Raw genomic sequence first — 17379 nt, 5'->3', positions numbered from 1 at the left:
ATCGTCGGGATGCCTGAAGGGGTCCCGATGGAGGCGGACCGGATAGGGACGCATCGAACCGCAAAGTCGCTTGCTGAGGACTTTGGCTTATGTCGCGGATCTCTTCATTGTCGAATCCCTTTCTTCTGGGCTTCGACGAGGTCGAGCGCACGCTCGATCGGGTGACCAAGGGGGCCGAGGGCTATCCTCCCTACAATGTGGAGAGGATCGATTCGTCCACCGCGCCGTTGCGGCTGCGTATCACGCTTGCCGTCGCGGGGTTCACGGTGGAACAGCTCGACGTCACCCTCGAAGAGAAGGAGCTGACCATTCGCGGCCGTCAGGTCGAGGATGGGGAGGATCGGATCTACCTGCACAGGGGGATCGCGGCCCGGCAGTTCCAGCGCACCTTCGTTCTGGCCGAGGGCATGAATGTGCTCGGCGCGGAGCTGCGCAACGGGCTTTTGTCCATCGATCTCGTCCGCCCGGAACCAACCCGGCAGGCCAAGCGCATCGATATCGTTGCCCGCCCGTGAAGGAACGGATGACGAAAGGTCGGCGTTGCGGAATGGAGAGGTTGAGAAAATGATTGAGAAGAGCATCACGGAAGCCAATGTCACCCCCATCAGCCCGGAAGCCCTCGCGGGACTGGGCGGTGGTGAGATCGCCTATTTGCGCACCATCAAGTCCGAGGATGTGCCCCGCCTGTTTCCCCAGGCGCCGCAGATCGCGCCGGGGCTGACCTTGTTCACCCTGCACGCAGCCGATGGCACGCCCATCATGCTGACCGACAGCCGCGAGGCGGCGCTGGCCAATGCCAGCGAGCACGAATTGGTGACCGTGTCGGTGCACTGAGGACGAACGGAGAGTCGCGCCGGCTGGGCGCGGCCGCTCCGGGGCGCCCGCCTTCGGCCAAGGGGCCCAGCGACCCCGCCTCACATCTCAGGAAGAAGACACCCTCAGGCCGCGTCCGAAGCGGAAGCGGTGGTCAGCAGGGCGTGGATGGAGCGGGCGTCGCGCGAGGCCCGCAGCTTCTCGGCAATCTCGGGGTCTCGCAGCATGCGGGCGACCCGCGCAAGAGCCTTCAGATGGTCCGCCCCGGCAGCTTCCGGCGCCAGCAATAGAAACACCAGATCGACGGGTTCGCCGTCCAGGGCTTCGAAGTCTATGGGCTTTTCGAGCCGTGCGAAGGCACCGAACAGCTTGTCCAGCTTCGGCAGCTTGCCATGCGGAATGGCAATGCCACTGCCGACGCCGGTCGATCCGAGGCGCTCGCGTTGCAGGAGCGTCTCGAATATCTCGCGGGCGTCGCGGCCGATCAGCGCCGCGGCGTGCTGGGCAAGCTCCTGGAGAGCCTGCTTCTTGCTGCTCGCCCTCAAGGACGGGAAAACCGCATCGGGGGCGAGAAGATCGGCGAGGGGCATAGGTTGAAAATCCCTGGCGACGGCGGCCGGGGTGGGCTCCGAGAACGCGGGGGACGCTATTCCCAAGCCCAGGCGCCGGTCAATGGGTTTCCTCAAGGGCGAACGCTGAGGGATCAATCCAGCCCACATGCCCATCCGGCCGGCGGTAGACCACGCTCATGCGACCATGATTGGCGTGGCGGAAGACCACGACGGACGCGCCGGTGATCTCAAGCTCCACCACCGCGTCGCGGACCGAGAGGCTGCGCAGCTTGGTGACCTGCTCGGCCACCACGGTCGGGCTCCAGCCCTCGATTTCCTCATCGGTTTCGAGGTCGGGAGACGAAAGCACATAGCTTTGCGCGGCCTGATCGCCCTTGGCGTCGCCATTGCCGGGGCCGTGCTTGTCCTTGACGCGCTGCTTGTAGCGCCGCAGCCGCTTCTCGACCTTGTCGACGGCCGCATCGGCGCAGGAATTCGCGTCGTGTGCCGTGCCGTGGGCCTGGAGATTGACGCCGGAATCGAGATGCAACATGCACTCGGAGCGATATCCGGATCCGTCGCGGGCGACGGTGACATGGCCAGACCAGCCTCCGTCGAAATACTTCCCGATCACCTCGGAAATCCGATCCGACAAACGATGCCGGAGGGCCTCTCCGATGTCGATATTCTTACCCGAGACTCGTAGAGCCATTGCGATTTGATCCTCCGTGAGACGAGAGGTGAAGCGTTTCACCACCACCTGTCTCTGTTCTTGCAAACCGGCCGGCTTAACAGTGGTAGGAGCGCTTTAGCCAACTGTCAACGCTGTGCATTGCCTTGCTGGTTCCGCAAAGACAGGCACATTCGCGCCGCGCTTGGGGCCAGCCAGCACAAACGCTCGCCGTCCGCCTGTTTCGGCGTTTGCACCGCACCCGCCGCACCCACAGCTATTTCGCCGCCTTCGGGCCGGACCGCCGGGTGGCACGGGACCGATCGGATCCCGGAAACGAAAACACCCCCGGCAGGGGTCTGCCGAGGGTGTCGAAGCGATGCGAAAGAGAACGCCGATCAGGCGATCGCGGTTTCGGACTTGCGTTCGTTGCGCTTGCGCTCGTTGGGGTCGAGCCAGCGCTTGCGCAGGCGGATCGACTTCGGCGTGACTTCCACCAGTTCGTCGTCCTGGATCCAGGCCAGCGAACGCTCCAAAGTCATGCGGATCGGCGGGGTCAGGCGCACCGCCTCGTCCTTGGAGGTGGTGCGGATATTGGTGAGCTTCTTGCCCTTGAGCACGTTCACTTCCAGGTCGTTGTCCCGGTTGTGGATGCCCACCAGCATGCCCTGATACACCTTCCAGCCCGGCTCGATGATCATCGGGCCACGATCTTCCAGGTTCCACAGGGCATAGGCCACGGCCTCGCCTGCTTCGTTGGAGATCAGCACGCCGTTGATGCGGCTCGGAATGTCGCCCTTGTGCGGCTCATAGGCCTTGAACAGGCGGTTCATGATGGCCGTGCCGCGGGTGTCGGTGAGCAGTTCCGACTGGTAGCCGATGAGGCCGCGGGTGGGTGCGTAGAACACCAGGCGCTGGCGATTGCCGCCGGAGGGGCGCATCTCGACCATCTCGGCGCGACGCTCGGACATCTTCTGCACGACCGTGCCGGAATATTCCTCGTCCACGTCGATGACGACTTCCTCGACCGGCTCCAGCGTCTCGCCGTTCGGCCCCTGGTGGAACACGACGCGCGGACGCGACACGGCCAGTTCGAAGCCTTCGCGGCGCATGGTCTCGATCAGGATCGCGAGCTGAAGTTCGCCGCGGCCGGAGACGAAGAACGAATCCTTGTCCTCGGATTCCTCGATCTTCAGCGTGACGTTGCCCTCGCCCTCCTTGAACAGGCGGTCGCGGATCATGCGGCTCGTCACCTTGTCGCCCTCGGTGCCCGCCAGCGGCGAATCGTTGACGATGAAGGACATGGTGACGGTCGGGGGATCGATCGGCTGGGCCTGGATCGGGGTCTCCACCGAGGGGTCGCAGAAGGTGTCGGCCACCGAGCCCTTCACCAAACCGGCGATGGAAACGATGTCGCCCGCTTCGCCGACCTCGATGGGCTGGCGCTCGATGCCGCGGAAGGCAAGGATCTTCGAAACGCGGCCGGTCTCGATCAGATTGCCTTCGCGGTCGATGACCTTGATGGACTGATTCGGCTTCACGGTGCCGGAGGAGATGCGGCCGGTGATGATGCGGCCGAGGAACGGATTGGCTTCCAGCAGCGTGCCCAGCATGCGGAACGGCGCGTCGTCCACGTGGGCCGCCGGCACATGCTTCACGACGAGGTCGAACAGCGGGGCGAGGCCCTGGTCCTTCGGGCCTTCCGGGGAATGGGCCATCCAGCCGTCGCGGCCGGAGCCGTAGAGGATCGGGAAGTCGAGCTGCTCGTCATTGGCGTCGAGCGCCGCGAACAGGTCGAACACCTCGTTGATGACTTCCTGCGGCCGCCCGTCGGGCCGGTCCACCTTGTTGATCGCGACGATCGGGCGAAGGCCGATCTTCAGCGCCTTGCCGACCACGAACTTGGTCTGCGGCATGGGCCCTTCGGCCGCGTCCACCAGCACGATGGCGCCGTCCACCATGGACAGGATGCGCTCCACCTCGCCGCCGAAATCGGCATGGCCCGGGGTATCGACGATGTTGATGCGGATATCCTTCCAGACCACCGAGGTGGCCTTGGCGAGGATGGTGATGCCACGCTCTTTTTCCAGATCGTTGGAATCCATCACGCGTTCGGCGACGCGCTGGTTGTCGCGGAACGAACCGGACTGCTGGAGCAGCTTGTCCACCAGCGTCGTCTTGCCGTGGTCGACGTGGGCGATGATGGCGATGTTGCGCAGCTTCATAAGGATCTCAAACACCAAAACGCGGGCCCGATGGCTCGGACCCGCTCCCGCGAATTTCGCGGTGCAAAATACACATGCGCCCGGCTAAAGCAATCCAGGGCGTTGCGAAGAGGCGGATACGCTGCGTCAGGCGTGCCGCATCTGGAACCTGCGCAGGATCTGCGCCGGGTTCATCACCGTGCCGTCGGCGGTGCGGAGCCAAGCCAATTCCCGGTTCGCCGGCGCCTGAGTCGCGGCGAAAGCGACCGCGTCGTCCACGGTCTCGAATTCGTAGGGATCGGGCCAGTGGTCGGGGGCATTCACCGAGTGGGAGCTGGACCAATATTGAAGTTTCACGGGCTTTTCCGTGGCGTGCGTCGATGCGCTCATTATCTGCCTCCAAAGCTTGCCCGAAAGCGCGGCGCGCCTGCGGCCATCCTTTCGGCCCCGCCTGCCTCTTCTCCCCACCGGGAGCAACGCTCCGCCTGCTCCTGGGTTCCGCCCCTTGCGCCCGCTTGCGGTTGCGGCCAATGAGGAAGCGGAATGGGCCGGCGCGGCCCGGGGGCAGCGGGCGCGGCAATGCCAGGCGAACTTTTGATCGGCGTGTTCATCAGCCTCGTGAATGTCGCGCTTCAGGCGCTCGCGAGCGTGGCGCTGATCACCGCCATGCGGCACCTGGCGCACGGGCGCAGCCTGAAGCGCCGCTATGTGATCCTGCAGGTGGGCATGGTGCTCACCGGCACCATGCTCACCGCCACCCATCTCGTCCAGGTCGGCGTCTGGGCGATTGCCTATGACCTTCTGGGCGCGGTCAAGGACGGCCGCGACGCCTATTATCTGGCATTCGTGAACTTCACCACGCTCGGCTACGGCGACATCCTGCCGACGTCGGAATGGCGGCTTCTCGGCCCGATGACGGCGGCCAACGGCATGCTGATGTTCGGCTGGTCCACGGCGATCCTGTTCGCCGTGCTCACCCGCATCACCGACATGCTGGGTTTCCTGAAAGGTCCCATCAGTTCACACGCGCCAGCAAAGCCTGCGCTGCCGCGGGAGCCCGGATCTTCGCCCCGTTGATCATGTAGACGAAGACGTCGCGCGGGCCTTTCGCGGGTACCTTGGCGGGCGCCTTGCCGGCGAGGGCTTTCAGATCCTTCGGCACCTTGCCTTCCGCCCAGCTCGCCGCGCGCGCCGCCCACTGGTCAAGGGCGTCGGGCTCATAGCCGGTCTCCACCTCCTCCCGCGCGTCCTGAAGCCGGGCATAGACGAAATCGGCCGTGACATCGGGAATGGCGGGATAGCCGGGCTTGTCGGCATAGATGATCGCCACCTTGTGCTTGGCCGCCAGCGCAACGAAATCCGCCGTGCAGAAGCTCTCGTGGCGCACTTCCACCGCATGGCGCAGCTTCACCCCGTCGACGCTCTCCGGAAGGAGGGCGAGGAAGGCGCCGAAATCGTCGGGATCGAACGCCTTGGTGGGCGGGAACTGCCAATTGATCGGGCCGAGCTTTTCGCCCATCTCGGCAATGCCGCCGCCGACGAAGCGCTGCACGCTCTCGCCGGCCTCCGCCAGCACGCGGCGATGGGTGCAGAAGCGCGTGGCCTTGAGCGCGAACACGAAACCCTCGGGCACCTGGTCCGCCCAGCTCTTGTAGGTCTTCGCCGTCTGGCCGCGATAGAAGGTGCCGTTGACCTCGATCGAGGTCACCGCCCGGCTGGCGAATTCCAATTCCTTGGCGTGCTTGAGCCCGTCCGGAAAAAACGTGCCCCGCCAGGGCTCGAACGTCCATCCCCCGATGCCGACGCGAATGGCCATGGTGCACGTTCCCTTTTCAGTCAGACCAATGGCAGGACGTTGGAATACTTCACCTGTTCCAGGGCGAAGGACGATTCGATGGAGGCGATGCCTTCGACCCGTGTCAGCTTCTGCTTCAGAAAGCGTTCATAGGATTCCAGATCGGCCACCACCACCCGTAAAAGGTAATCGCGCTGGCCGGTCATGAGATAGCATTCCAGAACCTCCGGCCAATGGCGGATGGCGGCGGCGAACGCGTCGAGCGCGTCTTCCCTCTGGCGCTCCAGCTTGATCGAGACGAACACGCTCACCGGCAGGCCCACCGCCCGCTGGTCCAGCACCGCCACATAGCGCGTGATCAACCCCTCTTCCTCAAGATGCCGCACGCGGCGCAGGCACGGCGAGGAGGAGAGCCCCACCCGCGCCGCGAGCTCGGCGATGGTGATGCGCCCGTCTTCCTGGAGGGCGGACAGGATCTTGCGGTCGAGCAGGTCCATGGGGCGCATGTTTCGTGCGTGCGAGGGTAGGCAGACGCCAGAATACGCCAAATATGGAGCCGCGTGAGCCTCAAATAGGCGATTATCACCTCCGGTCGAAGCGTACTCTTCACTCCTGGCACCGCCGGTGCGGCGGCCGAGGAGACGAGACCATGACCCAGGCGCGCGACGCGACAGACCTCGCCATCCTGGCCGAGCTGGAGCGCAAGGTGCTCTGGCTCGCCAGTTGGACCATCCACAACGCCAACCACCTGCGCCCCAACACCGACGGGCTGAAGGTGGGCGGCCACCAGGCCTCCTCGGCCTCGCTCGCCACCATCCTCACGGCGCTCTATTTCCGCGTCCTGCGGCCGCAGGACCGGGTCGCGGTGAAGCCGCACGCGAGCCCGGTGTTCCACGCCATCCAATATCTGCTGGGCAACCAGACCCGCGAGAAGCTGGAGGCCTTCCGGGCGTTCAAGGGCGCGCAATCCTATCCCTCGCGCACCAAGGACATCGACGACGTGGATTTCTCCACCGGCTCGGTCGGCCTCGGCGTGGCGCAGACGCTGTTTGCTTCCATCGCGCAGGATTATGTGCGCGCCCACGGCTTTGCCCCGGAGCGTCCGGAAGGGCGGATGATCGCCCTCGTCGGCGATGCGGAGCTGGACGAGGGCAATGTATTCGAGGCCCTGCTGGAGGGCTGGAAGCACGACGTGCGCAACACCTGGTGGGTGGTCGATTACAACCGCCAGAGCCTGGATGGCGTGGTGCGCGAGGGGCTGTACGAGCGCTTCGTCGGCATTTTCGAGGCCATGGGCTGGCAGGTGGTGATCCTGAAATACGGCTCGCTCCAGCAGGCCGCCTTCGGCGAACCGGGCGGCGTAGCCCTGAAGGCCTGGATCGATACTTGCCCGAACTCGGAATATTCCGCCCTCACCTTCCAGGGCGGGGCTTCCTGGCGCAAGCGGCTGTTGGACGATCTCGGCGACCAGGGCCAAGTCTCCGCGCTGATCGCGCGCCGCTCGGATGCGGAGCTTTCCGCCCTCATGACCAATCTCGGTGGCCACGATCTGCCCACCATCATCGACGCGTTCGAAAGCATCGACCACGACCGGCCGGTCTGCTTCCTCTGCTACACGGTCAAGGGGTTCGGCCTGCCGCTCGCCGGCCACAAGGACAATCACGCCGGCCTGATGACCACCGCGCAGATGGAGGTTCTGCGGGCCGCCCTATCCATTCGGCCGGGACATGAATGGGACCTGTTCGAGGGTCTCGCCACGCCGCAGGAGACGCTCGCGCGGTTCCTGAAAAGCGTGCCGTTCGTGCAGGAAGGCACCCGCCGCTTCACCGCGCCGGCCTTGCCAGTGCCGACGCTGACCACGCCCCCGAACCCGACGCTTTCCACCCAGGCGGGCTTTGGCCTGATCCTGCAGGAACTGGCGCGCGGCGACAGTGCGCTTGCCGAGCGGATCGTCACCACCTCGCCGGATGTGACGGTCTCCACCAATCTTGGGCCGTGGGTGAACCGGCGCGGCCTGTTCGCCGAGCGCGAGTTGTCCGACGTGTTCAAACGCGAGCGCATCCCCTCCACCTTCAATTGGGAGTTCTCGCCCAAGGGCCAGCATCTGGAGCTGGGCATCGCCGAGATGAACCTGTTCCTGGCGCTCTCCGCGCTCGGGCTCTCCCATTCGCTGTTCGGCGCGCGGCTGATCCCGGTCGGCACGCTGTACGACCCCTTCATCTGCCGCGGGCTCGATGCGCTGAACTATGCCTGCTACCAGGACGCCCGCTTCATCCTGGTCGCCACCCCGTCCGGCGTGACGCTGGCGCCGGAAGGCGGGGCGCACCAGTCCATCTCCACGCCGCTGATCGGCATGGCACAGGACGGGCTGGTGGCGTTCGAGCCGTGCTTCGTGGACGAGCTGGCGGTGCTGATGGGCTTCGCCTTCGACTATGTGCAGCGCGACGGCACGGGCGGGGACGACGCGCGCAACTGGCTGCGCGACGAGACCGGCGGCTCGGTCTATTTCCGCCTCTCCACCCGCCCGCTGGAGCAGCCCAAGCGCACCCTGACGGATGAGCAGAAGCGCCACATGGTGGACGGCGCCTATTGGCTGCGCGAGCCCGGCCCCAATTGCGAGGTGGTGGTCGCCGTGCAGGGCGCCGTGACGCCGGAAGCCATCGAGGCCGTGGGGCTGATCGCCGAGGACCGGCGCGACGTCGGCCTGCTCGCAGTCACCTCCGCCGACCGGCTGCATGCCGGCTGGACGGCGGCGGCGCGGGCGCGCGAACACGGGCTGCCCCATGCCACCAGCCACGTGGAGCGCCTGCTGGCGCCACTGCCGCGCCATTGCGGTCTGGTGACGGTGATCGACGGGCATCCCGCAACGCTGGCCTGGCTTGGATCGGTGCAGGGCCACCGCCAGCGGGCGCTGGGCGTGGAGCATTTCGGCCAGACCGGCACCCTCGCCGATCTCTATCGCGCCCATGGCATCGACAGCGCCGCCATCGCGGCGGCGGCGCAGGCGATAGCACCGGGCCGACCGTTGCGCCATCTCAAGGCGCTCGGCTGAGGCCGCCGTCCGGGATATCGTCGGAATGGGTTCAGGCGTGCTTCGGCGCCTGTCCCTCGTAGCGGGCGAGCGCCTCGCGCAAGGCCACGATCTCGCCTTGGAGGCGGATCAGGTCCTCGATGCTCTTGCCGGTGGCTTCGAAGATGCAGCGCGGCACGTCCTTGGCCTGGTCCTGCAGCGCCCGGCCCTTTTCGGTGAGATGAATGCGCACCTGCCGCTCGTCGCGCGCATCACGCTCCCGCCGCACGTGGCCCGCGCTTTCCAGGCGCTTCAGCAGCGGCGTGAGCGTGCTCGATTCCAGGAACAGGCTCTCGCCGATCTGGCCCACCGTCTGCCCGTCGCGATCCCACAGAGCAACCAGCACGAGATATTGGGGATAGGTGATGCCCAGCGTATCCAGGATGGGCTTGTAGACGCGATTGAAGGCGTGCCCGGTGGAATAGACGGCGAAACACAGGAAGTCGCCGAGCTTCAGTTGGTCTTGGTCCATGACGGTCCCCTCGGGCAGCGGCATCCTGAGGGTGCCGGCCGGGGTCGATTTTAGATCGCACGCGATATACCGGCAAGCGATACTGCGCCGGCTGAAGCGCACCCGCGTTGCTTGACAGCGCCAGCTTATCTCTGTACTGATTGGTACACACATATCCAATCAGTACAGGAGACCGTCATGTCCGAGGCGCCCGAACCCCGTCCCCCCTTCCCGCCCTTCACTTTCGAGACCGCGACCAAGAAAGCGCGCGGGGCAGAAGATGCCTGGAATTCCCAGGATCCGGTCCGCGTCTCGCTCGCCTACACCCCCGACAGCGTGTGGCGGAACCGCTCCGAATTCTTCTCCGGCCGCCCCGCCATCGTCGAATTCCTCACCCGCAAGTGGCAGAAGGAACAGGACTACCGGCTCATCAAGGAATTGTGGGCGTTCCACGAGAACCGCATCGCCGTGCGCTTCCAGTACGAGTGGCGCGACGCCGCCGACCAATGGTATCGCGCCTATGGCAATGAGAATTGGGAGTTCGACGCGAACGGCCTCATGCGCTGGCGCCAGGCCAGTATCAATGATGTGAAGATCGCCGCCTCCGAGCGCAAATTCCTGTGGCCGCAGGGCCCGCGTCCGGCCGATTATCCCGGCCTCAGCGAACTTGGATTGTAATGGCGAAGATCGTCCACGAACGCGAAGATGTGCTGCCCGCCCTCGGAGAAGTGTTCCGCGAACACGGCTTCGAGGGCGCGAGCCTGGCCATCATCCAGTCCCGCACCGGGCTCGGCAAAGGCAGCCTCTATCACTTCTTCCCCGGCGGTAAGGAGGAGATGGCCAATGCCGTGCTCGCCCATGTGGACCGCTGGTTCGAGGATGAGGTCTATCGCCCCCTGCGGGAGGATCCCGACGCCGCCCGTGCCATCACTCGGATGATCGCCTCCACCGACGCTTATTTTCGCTCCGGCCTGCGGGTGTGCGTGGTCGGCGTGTTCGCGCTCGGCGAAACCCGCGAGCGCTTCGCCTTGGCGGTGGCCGATTATTTCGTGCGCTGGCGCGACGCGCTGCGCGAGGCCCTGCTGCGCGCCGGACGCACCGAGGCGGAAGCGGAAGACCAGGCGGAGGACGCGGTCCTCTCCATCCAGGGTGCCCTGGTCCTGTCCCGGGCCGTCAACGACACCGCCGTCTTCACGCGCGCTCTCGCCCGCCTGAAGACCCGCCTCGCCGTGTGAGGCTGCGCCTTGCGCGCGAGGCATACCAGCGGCCCCAAGCCCTCGTCCGCGGCCTCTTGCCCGCGACCTTCGCCTGTTCCAGTGTGCCGCCATGTCGAGCATCGCGCCCCCATCCCGCCACCTCCCCGCAGACCGTGTCGCAGATGTCCTGGAGCGGATTTCCACCCGGATCGGCGCGCGCCACGTGCTGCCCCCCGGTCCCGATGCCGCGCCCTATCTCGTGGAGACGCGCGGTCTGTTCCAGGGCGAGGCGCCTGCGGTGCTGCGCCCGGGCACGGCGGAGGATGTGGCCTTCTGCGTCGCCCAATGCGCCGAGGCCGGGCTGCCCCTGGTGGCGCAGGGCGGCAATACCGGCGTTGTCGGCGGCCAGACGCCGTTCGGTGAAATCCTGATCTCCCTCGCGCGCCTCGACCGCATCCGCGACATCGACCCGACCGATTTGACCGCCACGGTGGAAGCCGGCTGCACGCTTCACGCGGTGCAGGAAGCGGCGCGGGCGGCGGATTGCCTGTTTCCCCTCTCCATCGCGTCGGAAGGCACCTGCCGCATCGGCGGGAATCTCGCCACCAATGCCGGCGGGGTCGCGGTTCTGCGTTATGGCAACATGCGGGAATTGACGCTCGGCCTGGAGGTGGTGCTGCCGGACGGGCGGCTCTGGAACGGGCTCTCGCGCCTGCGCAAGGACAATACCGGCTACGACCTGCGCGACCTGTTCATTGGCTCGGAAGGCACCCTCGGCATCATCACGGCCGCGACCCTGCGCCTGTTCCCGCGCCCGCGCCAGCGCAGCACCGTCTTCGCCGGCCTGCCGAGCGTGGAGGCCGCGCTTGCCTTGTTCCGCCGCATGCGCGACGTGGCGGGCGACAGCCTGACCGGCTTCGAACTTTTGTCCGATTATTGCATCGAGACGGTGCTGAAGCACATTCCCGGCACGCTCCGCCCGCTCGGCCAGCGCCACGCTTATTATGCGCTGGCGGAACTCACCTCCACGCGGCTGGTGGACGATCTGCCCGCCCTCGCCGAAGGGGTGCTGGAGCAGGCGATGGACGCCGGGGAGATCGAGGACGCCACCATCGCCGCCAGCGAAGCCCAGGCGGACGCGCTCTGGAAGCTGCGGGAAACTCTGCCCGAGGCCCAAAAGTTCGAGGGCGGCTCCATCAAACACGACATCTCGGTGCCGGTGTCGCGCGTGCCGGCCTTCTACACCGAGGCGAGCCGGCTGTGCGAAGCCCACATGCCGGGCGTGCGGGTCTGCGGCTTCGGCCACATGGGCGACGGCAACATCCATTTCAACCTCAGCCAGCCGGTGGGCATGGACAAGGGCGAGTTTCTCGGCGAATGGGAGGCGTTCAACCGCCTCGTGCACGACCTCGTCGCCGGCCTCGGCGGCTCGATCTCCGCCGAGCACGGGATCGGCCTGCTCAAGCGCGAGGAATTGCGCCTTTACAAGGATCCCGTCGCCCTGGATGTGATGGCCGCCGTCAAACGCGCCATCGACCCGGCCGGCCTGCTCAATCCCGGCAAGGTGCTGCTGCCCGGCGCCAACTGATCAGGCGGCGGGCGCCGCCGGCGAGGCGTTCGGCGGGGCCTTGCCCTTCACGCCCACCACCGTGACCACGGCGAGCGCGAGGGGAATCGCGGCGGCGAGGAACACCGTGTGGGTGAGGTGGTGGTCAAGCAGGATGCCGTACCCTATCGGGCCGATCAGCGCGCCGATGTCGTAGCCGGAATAGACCACGCCGAACACCTTGCCCGTGGAACCGGCCGCGGCGGCGCGGCGCACCAGCACGTCGCGCGACGGCATGGTGACGCCCACCGATGCGCCGATCAGCGTCAGCAGCCCGACCGCCGCCGCCGGCCCATAGGCCACGAAGCCCAGCAGCACGCACATCACGGCTGCGACCGAGAGGCCGATCATCGCCACCACATGGTGGCGGGTGATGCGGTCGGCCAGCCAGCCGCCGGCGGCGACGCCCACCGCCTGGCCGATCTGATAGGCGGTGACGGCGAACGCCGCGATACCGGCCGAGACGCCGAACCCTTCCTGGAACGCGGTGATCGAGAAGTTCTGCACCCCCACCAGCGACATGGCCGACAGGACGAAATAGAGGAAGGCGAGCAGCACCACCGGCGTCATCAAGATGTGCATGAAGCTCGGTGCGGGACCGCCGGGATGGTCGGCGCGGCGCTCCGCGTGGGAGGGCGTGCGCAGCACGGCGCGACTGGCTATCAGCGCCAGCGCGATGCACAGGCAGCCGATGCCGAGGATGATCAGCGCGATGCGCCATCCGTACACCAGCGCCAGCCCGCCCGAGACGATGGGCGAAAGGGCAAAGCCGATATTGCCGAAGATCACATGCGCCGCGAACGCGCGGCCGAGCCGCTTGCCGCCGATCCGATGGCTGAGGATGGACAGGTCCGCCGGGTGGTAGACGCTGTTGCCGAGCCCCGCCAGCATGGCGAGCGGCAGTATGGCGGCATAGCTCGGCGCGACGCCGATGGCGGCCATGGCCGAAGACTGCAGCACGATCCCGCACAACAGCAGCCGGTCGGCCCCGAAGCGGTCCACCAGCACGCCGGCAAGCACCTGCCCGGCGCCGGAAAACAGATAGAAGAGCGAGAGGATGAGGCCGAGTTCCGTAAACGACACGCCGAGATCGTCGCGCATCACGAGGAACAGCGGGGCAAGCGCCAATTGAAGGATGTGGCTGACGAAATGCGCCGCACCGACGGCGCCGATGGTCGCCACTTCGCCGCGGGTGATGCGGCCGGGCTCGAAGGTGGTATGCAAAGCGTCTCTCCCTGGCCCGCTCTTGAAGGGCGGGCTCGTCCTTGCCCGGGCGCCGCCGCGTCCGGTCAGTACACCGCGCGCGAGCCGCTGCCGCCGAAATAGCGCAGGGTCAGGCAGGTGATGTCGTCGGCCTGGGGGGCCCCGCGCTCGAACGTGTGAATCGAGGCGAGCACCCGCTCGGCCAGTTCCGGAACGTGGGCCGTGGTCACGCCCTCGGACAGCAGGGCTTCGAGGCGCCCCTCGCCATAGGGCGTGTCGTCGATGTCGAACGCCTCGGTCACGCCGTCGGTGAACAGGAACAAGGTGTCGCCGGGCGCAAGCTGCATCTCGTGCTGGACATAGACGAAGCCTTCCAGGACCGCGACCGCCATGCCCGCCGTGCTCGGCAAGGTGGAGAGCGCCCCGTCGCGGCTGATGCGGTAGGGCAGATTGTGGCCCGCATTTACGAAAGTGAGACGTCCGGTTTCAAGATCGAGCACCCCGTAGAACAAGGTGACGAACAGCATCTGCTCGTTTTCCACCGCCAGCAGATCGTTGAGGCGGCGCACGCAGCCGGCGGGCGAGCGCTCGAACAGCGCGGTGGAGCGCAGCAGGGTGCGCGAGATCGCCATGAACAGCGCCGCCGGCACGCCCTTGCCCGAGACGTCGGCGACCACGAAGCCGAGGGTGGATTCGTCGATCAGGAAATAATCGTAGAAGTCGCCGCCGACCTCGCGCGCCGGAGTCATGCTGCCGTCCACGGCGATACGGGGGTCGGGGGAGAATTCCTTGGGCAGAATGGCGAGCTGAACCTGGCGTGCAATCTCCAGCTCCTGCTGGAGGCCGGCCAGCTTGGTCTTGGTGATGAGGGCCTCGCGCAATTCCACCACCATGGCGGAGAGGCGGGTATATTGTTCGACGATGCGGCGGGAGAGATCGTGCAGCACCCGCGCCACCCGACGCAGCTCGTCGTCCTGCTCCTGGCGCTCGCCGGACTGCAGAAGGGCGAGAACCTCCTCCCGGTCGCTGGCGTCGAGGGCGTCCGCGAGCGCCTTCAGCTCGCGCGAAATCACCGTCTCCTGGCGGCGGCGCACGCGGTCGCGCTGGCGCCGGCTCTCGGCCAGCGCCTGGACATTGCCGCGCAGGCCGACGACCGCCTCGGCGATGCGGCCAATCTCATCCTTGCCGGTCCGCTCCAGCGTCACCGAGGTGTCGCCGCGCGACAGCGCCTGCAGCACGTCGATGGCATCTTCCAGCGGCCGGAAGGAATACCAGAGAAAGGCATTCACGCCGATCACGCCGATCAGCAGCAGCACGATGCCGGCGGCGATGGCCCAGCTGCGCAGCGCGCTCTGGGCCGCCCAGGCGGCCGTGGTGTCCTTCAGCGAAACGAGGCCGCCGACCAGGCCGCCGTTGATATCCTCCACCGGCACGCTAACCACCGAGAAGGTCTGCGCATCGAGATCAATCCGCTCGTAGTGGGCCTGCCGGGGCGCGATCACCGGCGCGGCACGCGCCCAGAGCACGGCATCGCTGGTCGCGGCGATCCGCTCGCGTAGGGTCAGCAAGGTTGCCGCTGACTGGGTGCTGGCGGCAAAGCGCTGCACGGCGGAGCCGACGTCGCGCCCGAGCACCAGCACCACCTGCCCGATGCCCTGAAGGGAGATGACGCGGGTCGCCACCACGAGGATCTGATTCGCGGCGATAGACCGCAGACCGCCGATCCGCGTGCCCGCGAGAGCCCGATCGAGGCTGCCGGCATCAAGGATTGGACGCCCCGAGCCGAGGCCCGCCGAGAACAGGACCTCGCGGTCGGCCGCCACCACTTCGAAGCCGAGCGCCGTGTCCGGCCCGATGCCGAGATCCGACAAAGCGGCGAGCATGCCCGAGCGGTCGTTGAGCCCGAGCGCAATGCGCAGCGCGCTCGATTCGACGATCCGCACGAGCCGTTGGTCGAGTTCGGCCACCTGCACCGTCACGATCTCGCGCCAGAGCGAGGATTGGCCGGCAATGGCGATTTCCGAGGTGCGGGCTTCCTCCAGCCGGTCGCGCACCAGGCTGGCGGCCCAGAATGTGGCGATCAGGGCGATGAAACCCAGCGCGACGATCAGCGTGATGCGCGTGCGCAGAAGCATCAGGAGCCCCGCCCCACCTTCGAAGATGTCCCACCCTGGCTGCGCGGCATGGCCTCGCGGCGAATCCGCTCCACGTCCGCGCGGAGCCCGCCCTCGAAGTCCACCGCCAGCAATTCCTCGGCATAGGCCTGCAGGGCGAGCCATTTGTCGGCGACCCGATGAACGCCCGCGCTGGCCGCGCGATAGGCGCGGGCGATGGCGCCCTGTCCCATCCGCGCGCCGCCCGGCCCGCTGTCGAGTTCGCCACCGACGTTGCGAGTGAGCAGCGCGACAAGGCGGATGCGGCTCTCCGCCAGCGCCGAGCCGGCAAATAGAGCGCCGAGCACCCCCGAGATCAGGGCACAGATGAAGACCGCGCCGGCCAACGGCAGATAGACCACGGACAAGGCCGTGCTGAGGGTGGCCGGGGCGGTCGTCACGTCCACCTGGCCGACCGGGATCGTATCGACCTGGATCGGCACCGAGACCGTTTCCCCGCCTGGAACAGGCCCGATCGCGAAGCGCGCCTCGCGCCCGTCGGGGCCGCGCAGCACGATGCGCGTGATGCCCGGGGTCTGCGCCATCGTATCGGACAGATAAGCCTCGACGCCGGGCAGCAATTTGAGCGGGATGCCGAAGCGCGCCGCCTTTTCGAACTGCAAGGCGAGCGCGCGCGCCACCGATGTGCCGATAATGGTGGCGTCGCGCCTGGCGGTTTCCTCCACCTTCTGCCGGAAGCCGTCGAACATGAGCGTGCCGGCGCCGCCGCCGACCGTGAGGCTGAGCAGGAACACGAACACGCCGACCCGCAGGCGGTCCCGCAGGCGGGTCATGGGCGGGTCAATGGGCATCGTCGAGCGCTCCCAATTGGGTCAGGCCACGCTCGATTCGCTGCTCGGCCTTGGTCCAGGTCTCGTGCGTCTGCACCGCCAGCGATTCCAGCCCGGGCCCTGGCGTCGTTTCCACCCTCTCCCCGCGCAGCACCCGCGCCACCCGGTCGAACGGGCGGGTCACGGCGTAGGCGAAGCCGAAGGCCGCCAGCACCGCGAGCACCACGGCGCCGAGGGCCAAGGTGGACGTGCGCTGGATCAGATCGAGATGCAGCGCATCGCCACGCGTGCGGCGCGCGCTGTCGGAGACGATCACGGCAATGCCGCCGGCCAGGCCGAGGTCGTCCTCGAACCGCGTGCCGAACACGCTCTCGCCGCGCGTGACGGTTTGCCAGGTGCCGTCCTTCTTCAGATTGTCCACCCAGCCTGACGTGACATTTTCGCCGACCACCCCGCGATCGGTGCTGTATACGGATTTTCCGCTCGCATTGAAGATGTCGATCGCCAGGACTGACGAATCGCTAGCCTTCTCGCGCTCGATTCGCGATTGCAGAGGGGAAATCTGGTCCAAAGCGAGTCCGATGGACAGGTTCGCCTCGGTCGTGCTGCGCAATGCGCCGATCAGGCGCGAGACACGGGCTTCCTCGATCTCGCCATTGACCCGTTCGCCGGCAAGGAAAGCGCCTGCAGCTACCGCCGCGATGGTCAGCAGCACCGAAAGAATCACAACCAATACAAGGCGGCTGACGAACGACATGAAAAATGCTTATGGCTAGGGACGGCGGACGTTAGCCGCCCAGGCCGCTTCAAACCAGACCTAAACTGCATCGCTCCGAAAAAAGCTCATGGATGAAGGGTCTTCCCTTCGCCAGCGGG

General features: G+C 66.7%; 18 protein-coding genes. 7 read left to right on the top strand and 11 right to left on the bottom strand.

Features of this window, described 5'->3' with window-relative positions; genetic code table 11:
- Nucleotides 1–89 precede the first annotated feature (89 nt).
- Both V5F77_RS05735 and V5F77_RS05730 read left to right on the top strand, forming a co-directional pair.
- Nucleotides 90–515: an Hsp20 family protein gene (locus V5F77_RS05735; protein ID WP_429004377.1), complete on the top strand. Its 426-nt coding sequence runs from the start codon at nucleotides 90–92 to the stop codon at nucleotides 513–515.
- A gap of 49 nt (nucleotides 516–564) precedes the next feature.
- Complete coding sequence (locus tag V5F77_RS05730; protein ID WP_429004376.1) at nucleotides 565–834, top strand: BQ00720 family protein; 270 nt, start codon at nucleotides 565–567, stop codon at nucleotides 832–834.
- A 104-nt stretch (nucleotides 835–938) separates the two neighbouring features.
- Here the strand turns inward: V5F77_RS05730 and ptsN are convergent, their stop codons facing one another.
- The 4 genes from ptsN to V5F77_RS05710 all read right to left on the bottom strand — a co-directional run bounded on the left by ptsN (nucleotide 939) and on the right by V5F77_RS05710 (nucleotide 4628).
- On the bottom strand, nucleotides 939–1403 hold the full coding sequence (gene ptsN / locus V5F77_RS05725; protein ID WP_429004375.1) for a PTS IIA-like nitrogen regulatory protein PtsN: 465 nt from the start codon (nucleotides 1401–1403) through the stop codon (nucleotides 939–941).
- A 79-nt stretch (nucleotides 1404–1482) separates the two neighbouring features.
- A complete protein-coding gene (gene hpf / locus V5F77_RS05720; RefSeq protein WP_429004374.1) occupies nucleotides 1483–2076 on the bottom strand; it encodes a ribosome hibernation-promoting factor, HPF/YfiA family in 594 nt (197 codons plus the stop codon).
- 356 nt (nucleotides 2077–2432) lie between these two features.
- A complete protein-coding gene (gene typA / locus V5F77_RS05715; protein ID WP_429004373.1) occupies nucleotides 2433–4259 on the bottom strand; it encodes a translational GTPase TypA in 1827 nt (608 codons plus the stop codon).
- A 126-nt stretch (nucleotides 4260–4385) separates the two neighbouring features.
- Nucleotides 4386–4628, bottom strand: a complete 243-nt coding sequence (locus V5F77_RS05710) for a hypothetical protein (RefSeq protein ID WP_429004372.1) — start codon at nucleotides 4626–4628, stop codon at nucleotides 4386–4388.
- A 153-nt stretch (nucleotides 4629–4781) separates the two neighbouring features.
- Between V5F77_RS05710 and V5F77_RS05705 the strand changes: the two genes are divergently transcribed.
- A complete protein-coding gene (locus V5F77_RS05705; protein WP_429004371.1) occupies nucleotides 4782–5315 on the top strand; it encodes a potassium channel family protein in 534 nt (177 codons plus the stop codon).
- On the opposite strand, the gene V5F77_RS05700 is transcribed toward V5F77_RS05705, so the two are convergent.
- Together V5F77_RS05700 and V5F77_RS05695 are read right to left on the bottom strand one after the other, a co-directional pair.
- The gene (locus tag V5F77_RS05700) at nucleotides 5254–6054 is read right to left on the bottom strand and encodes a DUF72 domain-containing protein (protein WP_429004370.1); all 801 of its coding nucleotides are present in this window, start codon (nucleotides 6052–6054) and stop codon (nucleotides 5254–5256) included. The two genes, V5F77_RS05705 and V5F77_RS05700, sit on opposite strands and share 62 nt — an antisense overlap.
- Nucleotides 6055–6074: 20 nt before the next feature.
- Nucleotides 6075–6539 (bottom strand): Lrp/AsnC family transcriptional regulator, encoded by a 465-nt coding sequence (locus V5F77_RS05695; RefSeq protein ID WP_429004369.1) that lies wholly within the window; start codon nucleotides 6537–6539, stop codon nucleotides 6075–6077.
- Nucleotides 6540–6682: 143 nt separating this feature from the next.
- Here V5F77_RS05695 and V5F77_RS05690 point away from each other — a divergent pair, with 143 nt between their 5' ends.
- A complete protein-coding gene (locus tag V5F77_RS05690; protein WP_429004368.1) occupies nucleotides 6683–9085 on the top strand; it encodes a transketolase in 2403 nt (800 codons plus the stop codon).
- Nucleotides 9086–9116: 31 nt separating this feature from the next.
- Here V5F77_RS05690 and V5F77_RS05685 read toward each other — a convergent pair whose 3' ends face one another.
- On the bottom strand, nucleotides 9117–9575 hold the full coding sequence (locus V5F77_RS05685; protein ID WP_429004367.1) for a MarR family winged helix-turn-helix transcriptional regulator: 459 nt from the start codon (nucleotides 9573–9575) through the stop codon (nucleotides 9117–9119).
- A gap of 177 nt (nucleotides 9576–9752) precedes the next feature.
- Here V5F77_RS05685 and V5F77_RS05680 point away from each other — a divergent pair, with 177 nt between their 5' ends.
- From V5F77_RS05680 to V5F77_RS05670, 3 genes are all read left to right on the top strand, one after another.
- Nucleotides 9753–10232 (top strand): nuclear transport factor 2 family protein, encoded by a 480-nt coding sequence (locus tag V5F77_RS05680; protein WP_429004366.1) that lies wholly within the window; start codon nucleotides 9753–9755, stop codon nucleotides 10230–10232.
- Complete coding sequence (locus V5F77_RS05675; RefSeq protein WP_429004365.1) at nucleotides 10232–10789, top strand: LmrA/YxaF family transcription factor; 558 nt, start codon at nucleotides 10232–10234, stop codon at nucleotides 10787–10789. Before V5F77_RS05680 ends, V5F77_RS05675 begins: the two co-directional genes overlap by 1 nt.
- Nucleotides 10790–10880: 91 nt before the next feature.
- A complete protein-coding gene (locus V5F77_RS05670; protein WP_429004364.1) occupies nucleotides 10881–12338 on the top strand; it encodes an FAD-binding oxidoreductase in 1458 nt (485 codons plus the stop codon).
- Here the strand turns inward: V5F77_RS05670 and V5F77_RS05665 are convergent, their stop codons facing one another.
- The 4 genes from V5F77_RS05665 to V5F77_RS05650 all read right to left on the bottom strand — a co-directional run bounded on the left by V5F77_RS05665 (nucleotide 12339) and on the right by V5F77_RS05650 (nucleotide 17260).
- Nucleotides 12339–13580 (bottom strand): MFS transporter, encoded by a 1242-nt coding sequence (locus V5F77_RS05665; protein ID WP_429004363.1) that lies wholly within the window; start codon nucleotides 13578–13580, stop codon nucleotides 12339–12341. It abuts the gene before it with no gap.
- Between the two features lie 65 nt (nucleotides 13581–13645).
- Entirely contained in the window at nucleotides 13646–15694 is a 2049-nt protein-coding gene (locus tag V5F77_RS05660) for a SpoIIE family protein phosphatase (protein ID WP_429004362.1), read from the bottom strand.
- The gene (locus tag V5F77_RS05655; RefSeq protein ID WP_429004361.1) at nucleotides 15694–16524 is read right to left on the bottom strand and encodes a hypothetical protein; all 831 of its coding nucleotides are present in this window, start codon (nucleotides 16522–16524) and stop codon (nucleotides 15694–15696) included. Before V5F77_RS05655 ends, V5F77_RS05660 begins: the two co-directional genes overlap by 1 nt.
- Entirely contained in the window at nucleotides 16514–17260 is a 747-nt protein-coding gene (locus V5F77_RS05650) for a hypothetical protein (protein WP_429004360.1), read from the bottom strand. The genes V5F77_RS05655 and V5F77_RS05650 overlap by 11 nt, the downstream gene beginning before the upstream one ends.
- Nucleotides 17261–17379 lie beyond the last annotated feature (119 nt).

This window comes from Roseixanthobacter psychrophilus (assembly GCF_043195195.1).
Lineage (GTDB): Bacteria > Pseudomonadota > Alphaproteobacteria > Rhizobiales > Xanthobacteraceae > NCEH01.
Note: the sequence above shows the minus strand (reverse complement) of the source record. Positions and strands in the feature narration are given on the sequence as shown.

Coding starts and splice junctions, on each gene's coding strand:
- V5F77_RS05735 (WP_429004377.1), top strand. CDS start 90: ATGTCGCGGATCTCTTCATTGTCGAATCCCTTTCTTCTGGGCTTCGAC.
- V5F77_RS05730 (WP_429004376.1), top strand. CDS start 565: ATGATTGAGAAGAGCATCACGGAAGCCAATGTCACCCCCATCAGCCCG.
- ptsN (WP_429004375.1), bottom strand. CDS start 1,403: ATGCCCCTCGCCGATCTTCTCGCCCCCGATGCGGTTTTCCCGTCCTTG.
- hpf (WP_429004374.1), bottom strand. CDS start 2,076: ATGGCTCTACGAGTCTCGGGTAAGAATATCGACATCGGAGAGGCCCTC.
- typA (WP_429004373.1), bottom strand. CDS start 4,259: ATGAAGCTGCGCAACATCGCCATCATCGCCCACGTCGACCACGGCAAG.
- V5F77_RS05710 (WP_429004372.1), bottom strand. CDS start 4,628: ATGAGCGCATCGACGCACGCCACGGAAAAGCCCGTGAAACTTCAATAT.
- V5F77_RS05705 (WP_429004371.1), top strand. CDS start 4,782: ATGGGCCGGCGCGGCCCGGGGGCAGCGGGCGCGGCAATGCCAGGCGAA.
- V5F77_RS05700 (WP_429004370.1), bottom strand. CDS start 6,054: ATGGCCATTCGCGTCGGCATCGGGGGATGGACGTTCGAGCCCTGGCGG.
- V5F77_RS05695 (WP_429004369.1), bottom strand. CDS start 6,539: ATGCGCCCCATGGACCTGCTCGACCGCAAGATCCTGTCCGCCCTCCAG.
- V5F77_RS05690 (WP_429004368.1), top strand. CDS start 6,683: ATGACCCAGGCGCGCGACGCGACAGACCTCGCCATCCTGGCCGAGCTG.
- V5F77_RS05685 (WP_429004367.1), bottom strand. CDS start 9,575: ATGGACCAAGACCAACTGAAGCTCGGCGACTTCCTGTGTTTCGCCGTC.
- V5F77_RS05680 (WP_429004366.1), top strand. CDS start 9,753: ATGTCCGAGGCGCCCGAACCCCGTCCCCCCTTCCCGCCCTTCACTTTC.
- V5F77_RS05675 (WP_429004365.1), top strand. CDS start 10,232: ATGGCGAAGATCGTCCACGAACGCGAAGATGTGCTGCCCGCCCTCGGA.
- V5F77_RS05670 (WP_429004364.1), top strand. CDS start 10,881: ATGTCGAGCATCGCGCCCCCATCCCGCCACCTCCCCGCAGACCGTGTC.
- V5F77_RS05660 (WP_429004362.1), bottom strand. CDS start 15,694: ATGCTTCTGCGCACGCGCATCACGCTGATCGTCGCGCTGGGTTTCATC.
- V5F77_RS05655 (WP_429004361.1), bottom strand. CDS start 16,524: ATGCCCATTGACCCGCCCATGACCCGCCTGCGGGACCGCCTGCGGGTC.
- V5F77_RS05650 (WP_429004360.1), bottom strand. CDS start 17,260: ATGTCGTTCGTCAGCCGCCTTGTATTGGTTGTGATTCTTTCGGTGCTG.